Here is a 19707-nt window from a genome sequence, read left to right as displayed (position 1 = left end):
TCTGGCGACGCATGGCGGGACTCAAGCATCGAACGCCGGGGCCGGGCGCTGCGACAGCATGACCCAGGTCAAGAAGCACGGATCAGGCGCCACCTAGACTGCCGGGCACTGACTGCTGAACCTGGAATACCCCCATGCTCGACGATATTCGCTGGGACGCTGGCCTGATCCGCCGTTACGACGCGGCAGGCCCTCGCTACACCTCCTACCCGACCGCCGTGCAGTTCAACGAACGCATCGGCTCGTTCGACCTGCTCCACGCGCTGCGGGAAAGCCGCAAGGCCCTGAGGCCCCTGTCGCTCTACGTGCACGTGCCGTTCTGCGCGAACATCTGCTACTACTGCGCCTGCAACAAGGTCATCACCAAGGACCGTGGCCGCGCCCTGCCCTACCTGGAGAAACTCGAGCGCGAGATCGAACTCATCGCCTGCCATCTCGATCCGCAGCAGCGCGTCGAGCAACTGCACTTCGGCGGCGGCACCCCGACCTTCCTCAGCCACGACGAACTGCGCCGCCTGATGGCCCATCTGCGCCAGCACTTCAGCCTGCTGGACGACGACTCCGGGGACTACGGCATCGAGATCGACCCGCGCGAAGCGGACTGGTCGACCATGGGGCTGCTGCGCGAACTGGGCTTCAACCGCGTCAGCCTGGGCGTGCAGGACCTCGACCCGGCGGTGCAGCGCGCGGTCAATCGCCTGCAGAGCCTGGAGGAGACCCGCGCCATCGTCGAGGCGGCGCGTACCCTGCAGTTCCGCTCGGTGAACATCGACCTGATCTACGGCCTGCCCCGCCAGACCCCCGAGAGCTTCGCACGCACCGTGGCCGAAGTGATCGCCCTGCAGCCGGACCGGCTCTCGGTATTCAACTACGCCCACCTGCCGGAGCGCTTCATGCCCCAGCGGCGCATCAAGGCCGAAGAGCTGCCGAGCCCCGGGCACAAGCTGGAGATGCTCCAGCGCAGCATCGAGCAACTGACCCAGGCCGGCTACCGCTACATCGGCATGGACCACTTCGCCCTGCCGGACGACGAACTGGCCATCGCCCAGGAAGACGGCCGCCTGCAGCGCAACTTCCAGGGCTACACCACCCACGGGCATTGCGACCTGATCGGCCTCGGCGTCTCGGCCATCAGCCAGATCGGCGACCTCTACTGCCAGAACGACGCCAACATAACCACCTACCAGGAGAAGCTGCAGAACGGCCTGCTCGCCACCCGTCGCGGCCTCGCCTGCGCCGAGGACGACCGCATCCGTCGCGCGGTGATCCAGCAATTGATCTGCGAATTCGAACTGGACTTCCAGTCCATCGAAGCGCTGTTCAATATCGAGTTCAGGGGGTATTTCGCGGATATCTGGCCACAGCTGGAGCAGATGGCAGCCGATGGGCTGATAGCCCTCAGCGATCGCGGCATCGACATCCTGCCCACCGGGCGCCTGCTGGTGCGCTCGGTCTGCATGCTCTTCGACCACTACCTCACGCCAGAGACCACCCAGCGTTTCTCCCGGGTGATCTGAAGCGCGTCATTTCATCAGCAACTGGGCGGCCTCGAGCATCTGGTCGCCGCTCAGGCCCGCTTCGCGCATGGCCTTCATGAGGCTGGCCGTGGCCTGACTGATGGCACCGTTGAGGCTGGCCACCTCGCTCTGCAGGCCTTCCATGCGCTGCATGCGCGTCTCGTCATCCAGCCCCTGGTCGGTGGCGACCGACTGGAGCTCGGCCATCTTCTCGCGCAGGTCCTCCTTCAGCTTGCGGATCATCTTGAGGATCTGCTTGATGCTGTCCGGAAGGCTGCTTTCGTCGATGTCCTGGTTCTTCTTCGCCTCCTCGCTCGCCTGGGCCTTGCCGGCCTCGGACAGGCTCACGCGGATGCCGACATGACCGATGCGCTCATCCAGCCCGCCGTCTTCCACGCGTTCGTCGCCCTGCCCCGCGTCCCTGGCCTCGCTGCTGCGCGCAGCGGCATAACGCTGGCCGATCTGCGGCCAGCCGGAGATATCCACCCTCATGATCACTCGCTCCATTGGGATCAATACCGGCATATCGGCAGCACACTGTTGAACTTGAACGTCATTGAAAAGGCCTTTTCCTAGCCCTCGGCGCGCCCCTGCGTTACCCTTACGCCCATTGTGTGTTTGCTTTTGCAAGGGATCCGTGGATGTCCGAGATCATCAAGGTACGCAACCTGCCTCAGGCACATTGCAAGGACTGCAGCCTCGCCGCCCTCTGCCTGCCCCTGTCGCTGAATATGGAAGACATGGACTCGCTGGACGAGATCGTCAAGCGTGGCCGCCCGCTGAAGAAGGGGGACTACCTGTTTCGCCAGGGCGACACCTTCGAGTCCGTATTCGCCGTCCGCTCCGGCGCGCTGAAGACGTTCGGTGTCACCGACTCCGGTGAGGAACAGATCACCGGCTTCCACCTGCCCAGCGAGCTGGTCGGGCTCTCCGGCATGGACACCGAGCTCTACCCGGTATCCGCCCAGGCGCTGGAAACCACCTCGGTGTGCGAAATCCCCTTCGAGCGCCTCGATGAGCTCTCCGTGCAGCTGCCGCAGCTGCGCCGCCAGCTGATGCGCGTCATGAGCCGCGAGATCCGCGATGACCAGCAGATGATGCTGCTGCTCTCCAAGAAGACCGCCGACGAGCGCATCGCCACCTTCCTGGTCAACCTCTCCGCGCGCTTCCGCGCCCGCGGCTTCTCGGCCAACCAGTTCCGCCTGGCCATGTCGCGCAACGAGATCGGCAACTACCTGGGCCTGGCGGTGGAGACCGTCTCCCGCGTGTTCACCCGCTTCCAGCAGGGCAACCTGATCGCCGCCGAAGGCAAGGAAGTGCACATCCTCGATCCCATCGAGCTCTGCGCCCTCGCCGGCGGCAGCATCGAAGACTGACCCCCGCGCCGGCCGCTCGGCCGGCGTTCCTCCCCTCTCCAGGTTCCGCACCATGATTTTCGACGAATTCGATATCAAGACCCTGATCCGCCCGGTGGTGGACTTCCCCAAGCCCGGCGTGGTCTTCCGCGATATCACCCCGCTGTTCCAATCGCCCCGCGCCCTGCGCCTGGTGGTGGACAGCTTCATCCAGCGCTACGTCGAAGCCGAGTTCAGCCACATCGCCGCCATGGACGCCCGAGGTTTCCTGATCGGCTCCATCGTCGCCTACGAACTGAACAAGCCGCTGGTCCTGTTCCGCAAGCAGGGCAAGCTGCCCGCCGATGTCCTCGCCCAGGGCTACCAGACCGAATACGGCGAAGCTTTCCTCGAAGTGCACAGCGACAGCCTGTGCGACGGCGACAAGGTGCTGATCTTCGATGACCTGATCGCCACCGGCGGCACCCTGCTGGCCGCCACCGCACTGGTGCGCCGCATGGGCGCCAGCGTGTACGAGGCCGCCGCCATCATCGACCTGCCGGAACTGGGCGGGTCCCAGCGCCTGCAGGACATCGGCATCCCCACCTTCTCGCTCACCGCCTTCGCCCTCGACGAGAAGTGATCCCCAGGGCCCGCACGCCGGGCCCCATCCCTCCAAAGTCTGAACCCATGGCATTTGCGCCAGGCTTGCGGCCACCCGCGCGAAAGCGCCGGGCGCCCCTGGCCGGGCCAGCGAGTGCGGGCAATGATGGCGACTCCTGCGCATGACAAGAGGTCGCCATGAACCCTCGCAGCAAGCTCTCCGACTGCTTCAGCCGTGAAGAAATCCAGCGCCTGAGCCAGCGCTCCGACGCCGCCGGCTGGTGGGCCATCGGCTCCACCTGGGCGATCATCGCCGCCGCCCTCGCCATGCTCGCCATCTGGCCGAACCCGGTGACCCTCGTACTCGCCCTGGTCATCCTCGGCGGGCGCCAGCTGGCCCTGGCCATCCTCATGCACGAGGCCGCCCATGGCACCCTGTTCCGCACCCGCTGGCTCAATGACCGCCTCACCGACTGGCTCTGTGCCCGGATCATCTGGGTCGACGTCGCCCGCTACCGCAAGCACCACATCCGCCACCACGCCCACACCGGCACCGACCAGGACCCGGACTGGAGCCTCTCGCGCCCCTTCCCCACCCACCGCGCCTCGCTGCTGCGCAAGTTCGCCCGCGACCTCTCCGGCCTCAGCGGCCTGCGCCGCCTGTTCGGCCAACTGCTGATGGACCTGGGCGTGCTGGAGTACACCGTCGCCGCCGACGTCAAGCGGCGCCCGCGCGACGGCCGCACCTGGCGCGACTACGCCCGCGAAGGCCTGCGCAACATGACCCCGATGCTGCTGGCCAACGCCCTGCTGGCCGGCATGCTCGCCGCCTGTGGCGAATTCTGGCTGTTCGGCGTCTGGTGGCTGGCCAACCTCACCACCTACAGCCTGTTCATGCGCATCCGCTCGCTGGCCGAGCACGCCTGCACCGAGCGTGGCCGCGACATGCTGCGCAACACCCGCACCACTCGTGCCGGCTGGCTGGCCCGTTCGACCGTGGCGCCGCTGCGGGTGAACTACCACATCGAGCATCACCTCATGGCCGCGCTGCCCTGGTTCCGCCTCCCGGAAGCGCACCGGCTGCTGCGCCAGCGCGGCCTGGTGGCGGCGCCCCCCGGCTACCTGGATGTGCTGCGCCGGGTCAGCGAGCCGGCCACGGAATCGTCATAACCCGCCGAAAGTTGGTCCGCGCAGCCAGGCGAAACCTGCGTTAATCCTCAACAGTTACATCGTTCGATGACACGGTTATCCGTGCCAGCAAGAGCCAGACAACAACAAGGGACGGCTCCCAACCACGAGGATTGCCCAATGACCGCCAGCGCCGCCGCCAACCTGCCCAAGGCCCACTTCCCCGTCCGCCGCATGGACTTCAGCTTCGATGCCACCCAAAAATACTGGTGGAGCGGCGATCCCTTCATGAGCCACTTCATGAACAACCTGTCGTCGCTCTTCCCTTATGGCGAGAAGTTCTTCGTCGACAGCGTGCGTGGCGTGCGCGACCAGATCGACGACCCGCAGCTGCAGAAGGACATCAGCGCCTTCATCGGCCAGGAAGCCATGCACTCCAAGGAACACGCCACCTACAACGACTATGCCGCCCAGCACGGCATCGATCTGGAACGCTTGGAGCTGCGCATCAAGGTGCTGCTCGAATGGGTCACCCGCTTCACCACCAAGAAGCAGCGCCTGGCTGCCACCTGCGCCCTCGAGCACTTCACCGCGACCATGGCCGAGCAACTGCTGCGCCGCGAAGACCTCAGCACGCAGATGGACGACCAGAAGATGTACCAGCTGTGGATGTGGCACGCGATCGAGGAAAACGAGCACAAGGCGGTCTGCTACGACGCCTACATGGCGGTCGGCGGCGGCTACTTCGAGCGCACCATCACCATGGCCCTGACCACCGTGATGTTCATTGGCGTGATCGGCGCCTTCCAGCTGCACCTGCTGCGCAAGGACGGCCAGCTGTTCAACCTGCGCAGTTGGGGCCGCGGCCTGAAGACCCTGTTCAGCCTGCGCACCGGCTACTTCCCGCGCATGATCAAGCCCTACCTGGACTACTACCGCCCGGGCTTCCACCCTTTCGACCATGACACCAAGGCGCTGGAAAAGCGCTGGAAGGAGCGTCTCGGCTTCAACGGCTGAGCACTATCGCGCCCAACGAAAAAGCCCGGCAATCGCCGGGCTTTCTGCTTGAGCGTTCGCAGGATGGCGTAGAGCGCAGCGAAACCCATGCTCTGTGCCTCTAGACCAATGGGTTCTACGCTGTGCCGGTCCTATCGCGCGCCGCCACCGACCGCCCCCATCGCCTCCAGGCCCTGCAACACGCTGGCGCCGGTGAAAAGGAACAGCACCTGCTCCTCGGCCTCCAGGCGGATCTCGGCGCGACGCGCAGGCTCGCCGATGAAATCCAGGGACATCTGGAACAGGTTGCGGCTGATCAGGCTGGAAACGCGCCGCACCACGGCCTCCGGCACCAGCGCCGGCAGCAGCTTGAACTCGACGATGTCCTCGGCCATGTCGTCGGCGAACTCGTCCATCACCTCGCGCAGCGCCTCGCGCATGGCAGGTGATGCGCCATGCAGCTCGCGCACGCCGATGATGAAGGCCTCGGCGTTATCGGCGACGAAGTCGAAGAACAGGTTCACCGTCTCATGGCACACGCGCTTGCCGCGCCCCATGTCGATGCCCATCAGCTTGGGCATCGACGCGTGATCGCCCTGTACCGCACGCGCCGCCGCCTCGCGACGCAGGTCACGCAACGGCTGGCGCAGCTGGGTGGAGATGTTGCGGATCATCGCCAGGCCCAGGTCGTCCACGTCCTTGAAATGGCGATAGAAGGTGTTCGGGTTGAGCCCCGCCTCCCGCGCCAGTTCACGCAGGCCCAGGCTGCTCAAGCTGCGGCTCTGGGAGGACAGGCGCAGGGCCGCCTCCATCAACAGGCGCTTGCCCGGCGCCTCGACCGCCCGCTCCTTCGACTGCTGCCCGTCGTCCGGCAATGAACTCATGGCTGACCCTACCTTAGGTTGGTTGTACCGCGATGGCTTGCTGGCGAGTATACATCTGTCTACATTGGTATACAGCTGTATACGCCACAAAATAAGCATAACAGGAGCTTGGCCATGAACGCGCCCGTATCACCCCCCACCCCTGCCCGCCACTGCAAGGTCGCCATCATCGGCTCCGGCTTCTCCGGCCTGGGCATGGCGATCCGCCTGAAGCAGAAAGGCGAGAACGATTTCCTCCTGTTCGAAAAGGAAGCCGGCGTCGGCGGCACCTGGCGCGTCAACAACTACCCGGGCTGCGGCTGCGACGTGCAATCGCACCTCTACTCCTTCTCCTTCGAGCCGAACCCCAACTGGACGCGGATGTTCGCCAAGCAGGGCGAGATCAAGAGCTACCTTGAAGGCTGCTGGGAGAAATACCGCCTTCAGGACAAGACCCTGCTCGGCACCGAGATCACCCGCGTGGCCTGGAGCGACAGCGAAGAGCTGTGGCACATCGACGACGCGGCCGGCAACCACTACACCGCGCAGTTCGTGGTGTCCGGCATGGGCGCCCTGTCCACCCCCTCCATCCCCCACCTCGACGGCCTGGAGAACTTCGCCGGCAAGCGCTTCCATTCCCAGCAGTGGGACCACGACTATGACCTGGCGGGCAAGCGCATCGCCGTGATCGGCACCGGCGCCTCGGCCATCCAGTTCGTCCCGCAGATCCAGAAAGTGGTCGGCCAGCTCGACCTCTACCAGCGCACCGCGCCTTGGGTCATGCCCAAGCCCGACCGCGCCATCAGCGAGAACGAGCGCTCGCGCTTCAAGCGCTTCCCCATCCTGCAGAAGCTCTGGCGCGGCGGCATCTACGCCGTCCTCGAAAGCCGCGTGATCGGCTTCGCCCTGACGCCCAAGGTGATGAAGCTCGCCCAGCTGGTCGCCAAGGGCTACATCAAGCGCAAGATCAAGGACCCGGCGCTGCGCGCCAAGGTCACGCCCGACTACACCATGGGCTGCAAGCGCGTGCTGATCTCCAACGACTACTACCCCTCGCTGACCCAGCCCAACGTCGACGTGATCACCGACGGCATCAAGGAAATCCGCGCCAACAGCATCGTCAGCCGTGACGGCCAGGAACGCCCGGTGGACGCCATCATCTTCGGCACCGGCTTCACCCCCAGCGACCCGCTGCCGCGCGGCGTGGTCTTCGGCCGCAACGGCGTCGACCTGCTCGACACCTGGCCGGAAGGCCCCGAGGCCTACAAGGGCACCATGACCGCCGGCTTCCCCAACCTGTTCTTCCTCATGGGCCCGAATACCGGCCTCGGCCACAACTCGATGGTCTACATGATCGAATCGCAGATCCACTACGTGCTCGGCGCCCTCGACCTGCTCGACCAGCGCAAGCTGCAGAGCCTGGAGGTCAAGCGCGAGGTGCAGGACAAATTCAACGGCAAGATCCAGGGCAGCCTGGGCAATACCGTGTGGAACGCCGGCGGCTGCAAGAGTTGGTACATCCACCCGGTCAGCGGCCGCAACTGCACCGTATGGCCCGGCTTCACCTGGCGCTTCCGCCTGCTGACCCGCAACTTCGACCCGGCCGCCTACCACTTCAGCCGCATCCAGCCCGTGCATGCCGCCCAGGGCCCGCTGACCTTCGCCGCCCCCGCCGAAACCGCAGAAGGAGTACCGGCATGAAGTCCTTCGAGAACAAGGTCGCCGCGATCACCGGCGCCGGCTCCGGCATCGGCCGCGCCCTCGCCTACGGCCTGGCCCGCCAGGGCTGCCACCTGGCGCTCTCCGACGTCAACGCCGAGGGCCTGGCGGAAACCGCCGCCCAGGCCCGCAAGCTCGGCGTGCAGGTCACCGACACCCTGGTCAACGTCGCCGACCGCGACGCCGTGCATGCCTGGGCCGACCAGGTCGTGCTCGACCACGGCCGTGTCAACCTGATCTTCAACAACGCCGGCGTCGCCCATGCCGGCACCGTCGAAGGCAGCGACTACGCCGAATACGAGTGGATCATGAACATCAACTTCTGGGGCGTGATGCACGGCACCAAGGCCTTCCTGCCGCACATCAAGGCCACCGGCGACGGCCATGTGGTCAACGTCTCCAGCGTGTTCGGGCTGTTCTCCCAGCCAGGCATGAGCGCCTACAACGCCACCAAGTTCGCCGTGCGCGGCTTCACCGAAGCCCTGCGCCAGGAACTGGACATCGAAGGCAACGGCGTCTCCGCCAGCTGCGTGCACCCCGGCGGCATCAAGACCAACATCGCCAAGACCGCGCGGATGAACGACAGCCTCGCCCGGGTCGTCGGCCAGGAAGCCGACCAGGCCCGCAAGCAGTTCAATGACCAGCTGCTGCGCACCACCCCGGACAAGGCCGCCTCGGTGATCCTGCGCGGCGTGCTCAAGGACAACCGGCGCATCCTCATCGGCGCCGACGCCTGGGCCCTGGACGGCATGCAGCGCCTGATGCCGACCTTCTACCAGCGCCTGGTCACCACCTCCATGCGCCTGGCCGCACGCTTCGCCCCCAAGCCCCGACGGGAGCGGGAAGCGCAGAACCTGGCGGACTGACCCAACCCGCGTAGCCCGCGCCCGACCCGGCGGCTCCCCGCCCCGGGCTGAAGCCCGGGCTACGCGGTGGTCGTATAGCCCTTATCGTCGGGTTGCACCCGACCTACCTGCACACCCCACGTAGGAGCGAGCTCTGCTCGCGAAGCCCTGCTCTTCCCTGTCACCCCTTCCCTCCTTCACTCCCGTCACGCCCCCATTCCCGCAAAATCCGTTCGGATATCCGAACGATAAAACCCACCAAAGCCGGAACCCCGAACACCCCGCCTCCAAGCCCCTCCAGCCATTAAAAATAAAACCTTATAAATCAATAAATTACAGACAAATCAGCACGACCATACAGATGGCACGCATCCTGCCATTACAGATCCCGACGGCGCCTTACCGCTGGCGTCGATAAGAACAAACAAAGTCGAGGACTGAAACACATGCGTATCCTTCCGAAGGTTCTGGCCGCCGCCATCGCAGCGACCCTGATTTCCGCTCCCGCAATCGCCGAAGAACTGACCGGCACCCTGAAGAAGATCAAGGACAGCGGCACCATCGTCCTCGGTCACCGCGACGCCTCCATCCCCTTCTCCTACCTCGGCACCGAGCCGGGCAAACCGGTCGGCTACTCCCACGACATCCAGCTCAAGGTCGTCGAGGCGATCAAGAAGGAACTGGCCCTGCCGGACCTGAAGGTGCGCTACAACCTGGTGACCTCGCAGACCCGCATCCCGCTGGTGCAGAACGGCACCGTCGACATCGAGTGCGGCTCCACCACCAACAACCTCGAGCGCCAGAAGCAGGTCGGCTTCTCCGTCGGCATCTTCGAAGTCGGCACCCGCCTGCTGTCGAAGAAGACCGCCGGCATCAACGACTTCGCCGACCTCAAGGGCAAGAACGTGGTGACCACCGCCGGCACCACCTCCGAGCGCCTGCTCAAGGCCATGAACGCCGACAAGCAGATGGGCATGAACATCATCTCGGCCAAGGACCACGGCGAATCCTTCCTGATGCTGGAATCCGGCCGCGCGGTCGCCTTCATGATGGACGACGCCCTGCTCTACGGTGAGATGGCCAAGGCCAAGAAGCCGGACGACTGGGTCGTGACCGGCGAGCCGCAGTCCTATGAGATCTACGGCTGCATGGTTCGCAAGGGCGACGAAGCCTTCAAGAAAGTGGTCGACAAGGCCATCGCCGATACCTTCGCCTCGGGCGAGATCAACGGCATCTACGACAAGTGGTTCACCCAGCCCATCCCGCCGAAGAACCTGAACCTCAACTTCCCCATGAGCGATGAGCTGAAGAAGCTGGTCGCCAACCCCACCGACAAGTCGGCCGAAGAAATCTGACGCCACCGCGCCTCCCCCTCTCCCATCGGAGAGGGGCCGGGAGTGACGGGAGCCGGTGCAGGTCGGAAATCCGGACGGCGCAGCTCCCCACCCCTCTTCCGCCAGGGAGAGGGCGGTAGCCGGGCATCCGGCAGCCACTCCCCATCCACTGCCTTCAACCGCAGAAAGACAAGAACCCTGAGGGGAAAACCCTGATGAACTACAACTGGGACTGGGGCGTATTCTTCAAGTCCACCGGCATCGGCAGCGAGATCTACCTGGACTGGTTCGTCACCGGCCTGGGCTGGACCATCGCCATCGCCCTCGCCGGCTGGATCGTCGCGCTCCTGCTGGGCTCGCTGCTCGGCGTGATGCGTACCGTGCCCAACCGCTGGGTGTCCGGCATCGCCACCACCTACGTGGAAATCTTCCGCAACGTACCGCTGCTGGTGCAGCTGTTCCTCTGGTACTTCCTGGTGCCGGACCTGTTGCCCGAGCCGCTGGAAATCTGGTTCAAGCAGGACCTCAACCCGGCCACCTCCGCCTACCTCAGCGTGGTCGTGTGCCTCGGCCTGTTCACCGCCGCACGCGTCTGCGAGCAGGTCCGCACCGGCATCCAGGCCCTGCCCAAGGGCCAGCTCGGCGCCGCCCGCGCCATGGGCTTCCGCCTGCCGGCGATCTACCGCTACGTGCTGCTGCCGCAGGCCTTCCGCATCATCATCCCGCCGCTGACCAGCGAGTTCCTCAACATCTTCAAGAACTCCTCGGTGGCCTCGCTCATCGGCCTGATGGAGCTGCTCGCGCAGACCAAGCAGACGGCCGAGTTCTCCGCCAACCTGTTCGAGGCCTTCACCCTGGCCACGCTGATCTACTTCACCCTGAACATGAGCCTGATGCTGCTCATGCGCCTGGTGGAGCGCAAGGTCGCGGTCCCGGGCCTGATCTCCGTAGGAGGCAAATGATGGACTTCAGCGCAATCATCCCCGCCCTGCCCGGTCTGGTCGACGGCATGCTGATGACCCTGCAGCTGATGGTGCTGGGCATCATCGGCGGCGTGGTCCTGGGCACCCTGCTGGCGCTCATGCGCCTGTCGCACAACCCGCTGCTGTCGAAACTCGGCGGCCTGTACGTCAACTACTTCCGCTCCATCCCGCTACTGCTGGTGATCACCTGGTTCTACTTCGCGGTGCCCTTCGTGCTGCGCTGGATCACCGGCGAGGACACCCCCGTCGGCGCGTTCACCTCGTGCCTGATCGCCTTCATGATGTTCGAGGCGGCGTACTTCTGCGAAATCGTCCGCGCCGGCATCCAGGCCATCCCCCGCGGGCAGATGGGCGCGGCACAGGCCCTGGGCATGACCTACGGCCAGACCATGCGCCTGATCATCCTGCCCCAGGCGTTCCGCAAGATGACCCCGCTGCTCCTGCAGCAGAGCATCATCCTGTTCCAGGACACCTCGCTCGTTTACACCGTGGGCCTGATGGACTTCCTCAACGCCGCCCGCTCCCGTGGCGACATCATCGGCCAGCCGCACGAGTTCCTCATCTTCGCCGGCCTGGTGTACTTCACCGTCAGCTTCGCCGCCTCGCAGCTGGTCAAGCTCCTGCAAAAAAGGTTAGCCGTATGATTTCGATCAAGAACGTCAACAAGTGGTACGGGGAATTCCAGGTGCTGACCGACTGCAGCACCGAAGTCCAGAAAGGTGAAGTGGTGGTCGTCTGCGGGCCGTCCGGCTCCGGCAAATCCACCCTGATCAAGTGCGTCAACGCGCTGGAGCCCTTCCAGAAGGGCGACATCGTCGTCGACGGCACCTCCATCGCCGACAAGAAGACCGACCTGCCCAAGCTGCGCTCGCGCGTCGGCATGGTGTTCCAGCACTTCGAGCTGTTCCCGCACCTGACCATCACCGAGAACCTCACCATCGCGCAGATCAAGGTGCTCGGCCGCAGCAAGGAGGAAGCCACCGCCAAGGGCCTCAAGCTGCTGGAGCGCGTCGGCCTCTCCGCCCACGCCCACAAGCACCCCGGCCAGCTTTCCGGCGGCCAGCAACAGCGCGTCGCCATCGCCCGTGCCCTGGCCATGGACCCGGTGGTGATGCTGTTCGACGAACCCACCTCGGCGCTGGACCCGGAAATGGTCAACGAAGTGCTCGATGTGATGGTGCAGCTAGCCAACGAAGGCATGACCATGATGTGCGTGACCCACGAGATGGGCTTCGCCCGCAAGGTCGCCGACCGGGTGATCTTCATGGACGCCGGCCAGATCGTCGAAGACTGCCCCAAGGAGGAGTTCTTCGGCGATGTCGGCCAGCGCTCCGAGCGCGCCCAGCAGTTCCTCGCCAAGATCCTGCAACACTGATGCGCCGCGCCCCTCTCCCTTCGCGGAGAGGGGCCGCCGCTGCCACCCGCCGCTCGGCGCCGCGCGCCGACTGGCAAGGCCCGGACCACTTATGATGCAATGCCCACCCGCCAGCCTCCGCGCCGTGCCGCCCGCATTGATCGTGAAACCGCGCCTGCTCCGCCACCTCTCGCTGACCCTGCTGCTGATCCTGGCCATGCTCGGGGCCGGCTGGATCGCCTACCACCTCAGCGAACTCTCCGGCATCCGCGCCCTGCGCGAGAACGGCGAGCGCCAGCTGGAACTCCACGCCCGCGCGGTGGAGAGCGAGATCAACCGCTACACCTACCTGCCCAGCCTGCTGGAGCTGGAGTCCAGCGTCAGCCACCTGCTGCTCAACCCCACGCCCTACCGGCGCAACCTGGTCAACGACTACCTCGAAGGGCTCAACCGCCGCAGCGGCAACCGCGCCATCTTCCTCCTCGACACCAACGGCCGCGTGCTGGCCACCAGCAACTGGCGCGACGCCGACAGCTTCCTCGGCGAGGACCTGGCCTTCCGCGCCTATTTCCAGCAGGCGGTGAAGGGCGAACCCGGGCGCTTCTACGGCATCGGCAGTACCACCGGCGAGGCCGGCTACTACCTCGCCCATGGCCTGCGCTACCAGGGCCGGATCATCGGCGTCGCCGTGGTCAAGGTGAAGCTCGAAGCCCTGCAGGAGCGCTGGGAAAAGGCCCGCCTGCAAGCCTTCGTCAGCGACGAGAACGGCATCATCATCCTCTCCAGCGACCCCATGCTGCGCATGAAGGCCGTGCGCCCCCTCTCCGCCGAAGACAAGGAGCGCCTGGCCCGCAGCCTGCAATACCACTGGTGGGCGCTCAACGAATGGCAGCCGCGCCACCGTGAGGAGCTCGGCGACGGCCTGGAAGCCATCAGCTTCGCCTCGCCCCTGCCGGGCGGTGGCGAACAGGAAACCGTCTACCTGGCGCAGAGCCGCCCGCTCAGCGATACACCCTGGCACTTCACCCTGCTCTCGCCCCTGGCCGACCTGCGCCGCGAAGCCATCATCCACGGCCTGCTCGCCGCCGCCGGGCTGGCCCTGCTGGCCTTCCTCGGCATCGCCTGGAACGAGCGGCGCAAGGTGCTCGCCACCCGTCTCGCCGCCCGCGAGGCGCTGCTGCAGGCCAACAACGAACTGGAGCGCAAGATCGCCGAACGCACCCAGGACCTGCGCGCCAGCAACCAGCGCCTGATGGGCGAGATCCGCGAGCGGCGGCAGACCGAGGAAAACCTGCGCAAGGCCCAGGACGGCCTGGTCCAGGCCGGCAAGCTGGCGGTGATCGGCCAGATGTCCACCAGCATCGCCCACGAACTCAACCAACCCCTGGCCGCCCTGCGCACCCTCTCGGGCAACACCGTGCGCTTCCTCCAGCGCGGTGCCCTCGACGTGGCCAGCACCAACCTCACCGCCATCAACGAACTGGTCGATCGCATGGGCCGCATCACCGCCAGCCTGCGCGCCTTCGCCCGGCGTGCCGACGACCACGGCCAGGCCAGCCTGGGCAAGGCCGTGGATGCCGCGCTGTTCATCCTCCACACACGGCTGGAACACACCCCGCTGACCCTGCACCGCACCTTCGCCGATGCCCGGCTGGCCATCGACCAGACCCGCCTGGAGCAGATCCTCGTCAACCTCATCGCCAACGCCCTTGACGCCATGAGCGGCCAGGCCGATTGCCAGCTCTGGCTCGACGGCCACGACGAGGGCGCCACCTACGTCCTGCGCGTGCGTGACAACGGCCCCGGAATCTCCCCGGCCGTGCGCGAGCACCTGTTCGAACCCTTCTTCACCACCAAGCCCGGCGAACACGGCCTGGGCCTTGGCCTCACCCTCTCCGCCAGCCTCGCCACCGCGGCGGGCGGCAGCCTCGGCGCGCAGCACCCGGAAGACGGTGGCACGGCGTTCGAGCTGCGCCTGCCCCAGGTCGCCCGCGCCACTCCCGAAGCGAGCCCCAGCCCATGACCGAGCCGCTCAGCGTCCTCATCGTCGAAGACGACCCCCACGTCCTGCTTGGCTGCCAGCAGGCCCTGGCCCTGGAAGACATCACCAGCATCGGTGTCGGCAGTGCCGAGGAAGCCCTCGAACGGGTGAGCGCCGACTTCGCCGGCATCGTCATCAGCGACATCCGCCTGCCCGGCATCGACGGCCTGGAGCTGCTCGCCCGCCTCAAGGCCCGCGACCGCAGCCTGCCGGTGGTACTGATCACCGGCCATGGCGACATCAGCATGGCGGTGGGCGCCATGCGCGACGGCGCCTACGACTTCATGGAGAAGCCCTTCTCCCCCGAGCGCCTGGTGGACGTCGCCCGCCGCGCCTTGGAGCAACGCGGCCTCGCCCGCGAAGTATCCGCACTGCGCCGCCAACTGGCCGGCCGGCAATCCCTGGAGCAGCGCATCATCGGCCGCTCGCCGGCCATGCAGGCACTGCGCGAGCTGATCGCCAACGTGGCCGACACCGCCGCCAACGTGCTGATCGAAGGCGAGACCGGCACCGGCAAGGAACTGGTCGCCCGCTGCCTGCACGACTACAGCCGGCGCCAGTCCAACCAGTTCGTCGCGCTCAACTGCGGCGGCCTGCCGGAGAACCTGTTCGACAGCGAGATCTTCGGCCACGAGGCCCACGCCTTCACCGGCGCCGGCAAGCGCCGCATCGGAAAGATCGAGCACGCCCACAACGGCACGCTGTTCCTCGACGAGATCGAGAGCATGCCCATGAACCTGCAGATCAAGTTCCTCCGCGTGCTGCAGGAGCAGACCCTGGAGCGCCTCGGCTCCAACCAGCCGATCCCCGTGGACTGCCGCGTGGTCGCCGCCACCAAGGCCGACCTCGACGAACAGGGCAAGGCCGGCCAGTTCCGCAGCGACCTCTACTACCGCCTCAACGTGGTGACCCTGGAACTGCCGCCGCTGCGCGACCGCCGCGAGGACATCCTGCTGCTGTTCGATCACTTCCTGCAGCTGGCCTCGCTGCGCTTCGACCGCGCCGTACCGGAGCTGGACCGCGCCACCGTTTCCAGCCTCATGGCCCACGACTGGCCCGGCAACGTGCGCGAACTGCGCAACGTCGCCGAACGCTTCGCCCTCGGCCTGCCCGTGTTCAAGAAGACCGGCCTGGCCCTGGACGGCAACGAACCCAGCTTCGCCGAAGCCGTGGAAGCCTTCGAACGCAGCCTCCTGGGCGATGCCCTCGAACGCCACGGCGGCAATCTCAGCCAGGCCGCCATCGCCCTCGGCATGGCCAAGACCACGCTGTTCGACAAGGTCAAGAAATACGGCCTGTGACCGGCTCCTGTGGGAGCGAATTCATTCGCGATGCTCTTCGCGAGCAGAGCTCGCTCCTACCTTCCAAGATCAGCTGGTCTACCCCACAAACGAAAACGCCGGCCCAATGGCCGGCGTTTCCCTTGCACCCGAAGCGTCAGGCCGAGAACCCCCCATCGATGGTCAGGTTGGCACCGGTGATGTAGCCCGCTTCCGGGCCGGCCAGGTAGGCCACGAAGCTGGCGATCTCCTCGGCCTGGCCGTAGCGCGGCAGGGCCATCAGTTGCTTGAGGGAGTCGGCGAAGTCGCCCTCGGCCGGGTTCATGTCGGTGTCCACCGGGCCGGGTTGCACGTTGTTCACGGTGATGCCGCGCGGCCCCAGGTCGCGGGCCAGGCCCTTGGTGAAGCCGGCCACCGCCGCCTTGCTCAGGGCATAGACCGAGCCACCGGCAAAGGGCATGCGTTCGGCGTTGGTGCTGCCGATGGTGATGATGCGACCGCCCTCGCCCATCAGCCGGGCAGCTTCCTGGCTGGCGATCACCACGCTGCGCACGTTCACCGACAGGGTGCGGTCGAGGTCTTCGATGGCGAACTCCTCGATGGGCGCCACCGCCAGCACGCCGGCGTTGTTCACCAGGATGTCGAGGCGCCCGAAGGTATCGACGGTATAGCGGATGGCGCCGCGCAGGGCCTGCTCGTCGCTGCTGTCGGCCTTGACCGCCAGGGCGCGGCCACCCGCCGCTTCGATGGCTTTCACCACCTCTTCGGCGGCCTGGCCGGAGGCGGCGTAGGTCAGTGCGACGGCGGCGCCTTCGCGGGCCAGGCGCTTGGCGATGGCGGCGCCGATGCCGCGGGAGCCGCCCTGGATGAATGCAACCTTGCCGCTGAGCGTTTGAGTCGAGGTCATGATGGTTCTCCAATCGTCTGTAGTGGGATTCGGCTTGGCCGGTTGGCCGCTGCTCGATGACGTGGCCAGTATCAGCGCCGGATTGCCAACCGATAAGCCATCAATCCGTCTATTCTTTCGATCCAAACGGTTTACGGCGGCGCCATGGAAACCCTCAACAGCATCGAATGCTTCGTCCGCAGTGCGGAGGCCGGCAGCTTCGCCGAGGCCGCACGGCGCCTGGGCCTGACGCCAGCGGCGGTCGGCAAGAACGTGGCGAAACTGGAAACCGGGCTGGGGGTACGACTGTTCCAGCGTAGTACGCGCAGCCTGAAACTGACCGAAGCCGGCGAGCGCTTCCTCGCCGAGGTCAGCGGCGGCCTCGCCACCATCCAGGGCGCAGTGGCCAACCTCTCCAGTGCCAGCGGCCAGCCGGCAGGCAACCTCAAGGTGAGCATGGGGCTGATGTTCGGTCGCGAATACATCGTGCCGCTGCTGGCCGACTTCCTCGCCCGCTACCCCGCCATCGTCCCCGACTGGCATTTCGACAACCGCCAGGTGGACCTCATCGGCGAAGGCTTCGACGTCGGCATCGGTGGTGGCTTCGAGCTGCCCCAGGGGGTGATCGCCCGGCAGATCGGCCCTGGGCATCGCGTACTGCTGGCCGCCCCCGGTTACTTCGACGATCGGCCACGTCCGCAGGTGCCGGCGGACCTCGCCCAGCACGACGGCATCCTCCTGCGCTCGCCGCAGACCGGTCGCGTGCGCAACTGGGTATTGCTCAACGAGGCCGGCGACCAGGCGCCCATCGACCTGCGTCCCCGCGCGCTGATGAGCGACCCGGAAGCCGCCTGCCACGCCGCGCGCATGGGCCTGGGCATCACTCTGGTGAGTACCGTCCACGCCGTGCACTTCATCGAGCGCGGCGAACTGCAGCGCGTACTGCCCGACTGGCACGTGCAGACCGACCCGCTGTGCATCTACTTCAGCGCACAGAAGCTGCTGCCGGCCAAGACCCGTGTATTCATCGACCATGTGGTCCAGGCCTTTCGCGAGCAGGGGCTGCCCGAACGCTTCTCCGCACCGAGCGCGGCCTGTGGCGGCCGGGGCCACCAGGCACCGTTGCCATCCAGGCAATAGTCATTATCGAAGTGGGTGATTTTTCCGCCCCAGGGGCCGCGGATAACCTTTGTTCATCAAAGGACAACGCCACCCCAGGGGGCCCGAAATGAATCGCCTGCTCGCCATCGCACTCGCCGCAACCACCCTCATCCTCGCCGGCTGCGCCAGCCAACCGGAGCCGCGCCCGTACACAGATGCCGAGGTCAGGCAGTTCTCCCTGGAGATGCTCAACCGCGCCGGCCTGCCCTACGAGGATTACGAGAAGGTCCGCTCGGCACTGATGAACCCCAAGGTCTCCAGCGCCAGCCGCGACTACGAGGGCGCCTTCATCCGCCGCAACGAGGGCTGATCGCGGGGCTATGCTTGCCGCTCCCCGACCGAGCGAAGGCCCGCCCCATGAGCAGCAGCGCATCCCCGACCGCCCACCGCGAATGCACCACCTCGCGGCTGATCGACGCACCGCCGGCCCGCGTATTCCGCGCCATCGCCGGGCCCGAGCACCTCGCCCGCTGGTGGGGACCCAACGGTTTCAGCAGCACCTTCGAGCTCTTCGAATTCCGCCCCGACGGCCACTGGCGCTTCACCCTGCACGGCCCGGACGGCACCGACTACCCCAATCACAACGTCTTCCGCGAGATCACGCCCGGCCGTGTGCTGATCGAACACCTCTCCGACGACAACCACCACTTCGTCCTCACCATCACCCTCGCCTCCGAGGGCAAGGGCACGCGCGTGGGCTGGCAGCAGGTGTTCGACACCGCGGAACACCGCGAACAGATCGCCGCCTTCGTGCTGCCGGCCAACGAACAGAACCTCGACCGGCTCACCGCCGAAGTGCACCGCGTCGACTGGCCCGAAGCCTGACCCGTTATCTGCTATCTGCTCTTCGTAGGATGGCGTAGAGCGCAGCGAAACCCATCGACAGGGCGCCCACTAGCCCTCCAGATCCTCATGGTGATCCGAGAAGCCTTGCCGCCAGTAGGCCGCGACGCGCATCGCCTCCTTCGGCTGGCCCTTCTCCACCAGCAGGGCGCGGGTGCGGGTCATCATCCCGTGCTCGCCGGCTCCCCAGGCGTAGCCTTCGCCTTCGGGCAGCTGCAGGGCGCGCACGGCGGCGACCAGCTCGTCCGGTGTCTCCACCCAGCGCAGGTCGAGGTTGGCAGCACTGCGCATGACGCGGCGATCGGCCTCGGCCAGTTGCACGATGGCGGTGACGCGAGCACCGCCCGGCAGCTCTTCCAGGCGGCGGTGGATCGCCGGCAGCGCGCTGGAATCGCCCACCAGCAGGTGCCAGTCGTAGTCCATGGGGATGATCATCGAGCCACGCGGGCCGCCGATCAGCGCGGAGTCGCCCGGCTGCACGCGCTCGGCCCATTCGCAGGCGCCGCCCTCGCCGTGCAGGGCGAACTCGAGGGTCAGCTCGCGGCGCTCGCGGTCGAAGCGGCGCGGGGTGTAGTCGCGGCGGATGAGTTCGCCTTGCTCGTCCACGAACATGAACTTGATGTGGTCGTCGAAGGAGGCGGAAACGAAGTCCACCAGTTCGTCACCGCCGAAGGTGACGCTCATGAAATGGGGGCTGATGCGCTCCACGCGGAGCACGTCCAGCTCGCGGCGGCGCAGTTCGTGGCGTATGCGCTGCACGCGGCGGGTCTGTACGGTTTGGTCCATGGGCTGTTGCTCGCAGGATATGGTTGATAACATC

Annotated in this window: 20 protein-coding genes; 16 read left to right on the top strand and 4 right to left on the bottom strand. The window is 66.3% G+C overall.

Annotated features, from left to right (window positions below; all coding sequences use genetic code 11):
* The first annotated feature begins 134 nt into the window (after nt 1–134).
* Entirely contained in the window at nt 135–1517 is a 1383-nt protein-coding gene (hemN, locus tag WFQ67_RS12435; protein WP_213625335.1) for an oxygen-independent coproporphyrinogen III oxidase, read from the top strand.
* A gap of 6 nt (nt 1518–1523) precedes the next feature.
* On the opposite strand, the gene WFQ67_RS12430 is transcribed toward hemN, so the two are convergent.
* Entirely contained in the window at nt 1524–2009 is a 486-nt protein-coding gene (locus WFQ67_RS12430) for a hypothetical protein (RefSeq protein WP_244862910.1), read from the bottom strand.
* Nucleotides 2010–2158: 149 nt separating this feature from the next.
* On the opposite strand from WFQ67_RS12430, the gene fnr reads away from it, so the two are divergent.
* From fnr to WFQ67_RS12410, 4 genes are all read left to right on the top strand, one after another.
* Nucleotides 2159–2893, top strand: a complete 735-nt coding sequence (gene fnr, locus WFQ67_RS12425) for a fumarate/nitrate reduction transcriptional regulator Fnr (RefSeq protein WP_111260405.1) — start codon at nt 2159–2161, stop codon at nt 2891–2893.
* A 52-nt stretch (nt 2894–2945) separates the two neighbouring features.
* Entirely contained in the window at nt 2946–3494 is a 549-nt protein-coding gene (locus tag WFQ67_RS12420) for an adenine phosphoribosyltransferase (RefSeq protein WP_173178266.1), read from the top strand.
* A 158-nt stretch (nt 3495–3652) separates the two neighbouring features.
* The gene (locus WFQ67_RS12415) at nt 3653–4624 is read left to right on the top strand and encodes a fatty acid desaturase family protein (protein ID WP_337057033.1); all 972 of its coding nucleotides are present in this window, start codon (nt 3653–3655) and stop codon (nt 4622–4624) included.
* A gap of 138 nt (nt 4625–4762) precedes the next feature.
* Entirely contained in the window at nt 4763–5599 is an 837-nt protein-coding gene (locus WFQ67_RS12410) for a metal-dependent hydrolase (RefSeq protein WP_173178268.1), read from the top strand.
* A gap of 131 nt (nt 5600–5730) precedes the next feature.
* Here WFQ67_RS12410 and WFQ67_RS12405 read toward each other — a convergent pair whose 3' ends face one another.
* Nucleotides 5731–6462, bottom strand: a complete 732-nt coding sequence (locus tag WFQ67_RS12405; protein WP_213625337.1) for a TetR family transcriptional regulator — start codon at nt 6460–6462, stop codon at nt 5731–5733.
* Between the two features lie 114 nt (nt 6463–6576).
* On the opposite strand from WFQ67_RS12405, the gene WFQ67_RS12400 reads away from it, so the two are divergent.
* The 8 genes from WFQ67_RS12400 (at nt 6577) to WFQ67_RS12365 (ending at nt 16018) form a co-directional block, all read left to right on the top strand.
* Entirely contained in the window at nt 6577–8142 is a 1566-nt protein-coding gene (locus WFQ67_RS12400) for a flavin-containing monooxygenase (protein WP_213625338.1), read from the top strand.
* Nucleotides 8139–9026, top strand: a complete 888-nt coding sequence (locus WFQ67_RS12395) for an SDR family NAD(P)-dependent oxidoreductase (RefSeq protein ID WP_173178271.1) — start codon at nt 8139–8141, stop codon at nt 9024–9026. The genes WFQ67_RS12400 and WFQ67_RS12395 overlap by 4 nt, the downstream gene beginning before the upstream one ends.
* Before the next feature lie 425 nt (nt 9027–9451).
* Nucleotides 9452–10360 carry a glutamate/aspartate ABC transporter substrate-binding protein gene (locus WFQ67_RS12390; protein WP_213625339.1) on the top strand — a complete coding sequence of 303 codons (909 nt, stop codon included), beginning with the start codon at nt 9452–9454 and terminating at the stop codon, nt 10358–10360.
* Nucleotides 10361–10554: 194 nt separating this feature from the next.
* Nucleotides 10555–11301, top strand: coding sequence for an amino acid ABC transporter permease (locus WFQ67_RS12385; protein WP_213625340.1), 747 nt, complete (start codon nt 10555–10557; stop codon nt 11299–11301).
* Nucleotides 11298–11966: an amino acid ABC transporter permease gene (locus WFQ67_RS12380; protein WP_173178273.1), complete on the top strand. Its 669-nt coding sequence runs from the start codon at nt 11298–11300 to the stop codon at nt 11964–11966. The genes WFQ67_RS12385 and WFQ67_RS12380 overlap by 4 nt, the downstream gene beginning before the upstream one ends.
* A complete protein-coding gene (locus tag WFQ67_RS12375) occupies nt 11963–12697 on the top strand; it encodes an amino acid ABC transporter ATP-binding protein (protein ID WP_271103278.1) in 735 nt (244 codons plus the stop codon). Before WFQ67_RS12380 ends, WFQ67_RS12375 begins: the two co-directional genes overlap by 4 nt.
* A 94-nt stretch (nt 12698–12791) precedes the next feature.
* Nucleotides 12792–14699: a sensor histidine kinase gene (locus tag WFQ67_RS12370; protein ID WP_337057032.1), complete on the top strand. Its 1908-nt coding sequence runs from the start codon at nt 12792–12794 to the stop codon at nt 14697–14699.
* Nucleotides 14696–16018 carry a sigma-54-dependent transcriptional regulator gene (locus WFQ67_RS12365; RefSeq protein WP_337057031.1) on the top strand — a complete coding sequence of 441 codons (1323 nt, stop codon included), beginning with the start codon at nt 14696–14698 and terminating at the stop codon, nt 16016–16018. Before WFQ67_RS12370 ends, WFQ67_RS12365 begins: the two co-directional genes overlap by 4 nt.
* 136 nt (nt 16019–16154) lie before the next feature.
* On the opposite strand, the gene WFQ67_RS12360 is transcribed toward WFQ67_RS12365, so the two are convergent.
* The gene (locus WFQ67_RS12360; protein ID WP_213625344.1) at nt 16155–16904 is read right to left on the bottom strand and encodes a 3-oxoacyl-ACP reductase family protein; all 750 of its coding nucleotides are present in this window, start codon (nt 16902–16904) and stop codon (nt 16155–16157) included.
* 144 nt (nt 16905–17048) lie between these two features.
* Between WFQ67_RS12360 and WFQ67_RS12355 the strand changes: the two genes are divergently transcribed.
* The 3 genes from WFQ67_RS12355 (at nt 17049) to WFQ67_RS12345 (ending at nt 18869) form a co-directional block, all read left to right on the top strand.
* Nucleotides 17049–18023 carry a LysR family transcriptional regulator gene (locus WFQ67_RS12355; RefSeq protein ID WP_337057030.1) on the top strand — a complete coding sequence of 325 codons (975 nt, stop codon included), beginning with the start codon at nt 17049–17051 and terminating at the stop codon, nt 18021–18023.
* Between the two features lie 88 nt (nt 18024–18111).
* Nucleotides 18112–18354, top strand: a complete 243-nt coding sequence (locus WFQ67_RS12350) for a hypothetical protein (protein WP_213625346.1) — start codon at nt 18112–18114, stop codon at nt 18352–18354.
* A gap of 47 nt (nt 18355–18401) precedes the next feature.
* Nucleotides 18402–18869 carry an SRPBCC family protein gene (locus WFQ67_RS12345; RefSeq protein WP_213625347.1) on the top strand — a complete coding sequence of 156 codons (468 nt, stop codon included), beginning with the start codon at nt 18402–18404 and terminating at the stop codon, nt 18867–18869.
* 69 nt (nt 18870–18938) lie between these two features.
* On the opposite strand, the gene WFQ67_RS12340 is transcribed toward WFQ67_RS12345, so the two are convergent.
* Nucleotides 18939–19673: a siderophore-interacting protein gene (locus tag WFQ67_RS12340; protein WP_337057029.1), complete on the bottom strand. Its 735-nt coding sequence runs from the start codon at nt 19671–19673 to the stop codon at nt 18939–18941.
* Nucleotides 19674–19707: the final 34 nt, after the last annotated feature.

The organism is Pseudomonas sp. USHLN015, from assembly GCF_037153275.1.
Taxonomy (GTDB): Bacteria; Pseudomonadota; Gammaproteobacteria; order Pseudomonadales; family Pseudomonadaceae; genus Metapseudomonas; species Metapseudomonas tohonis.
Note: the sequence above shows the minus strand (reverse complement) of the source record. Positions and strands in the feature narration are given on the sequence as shown.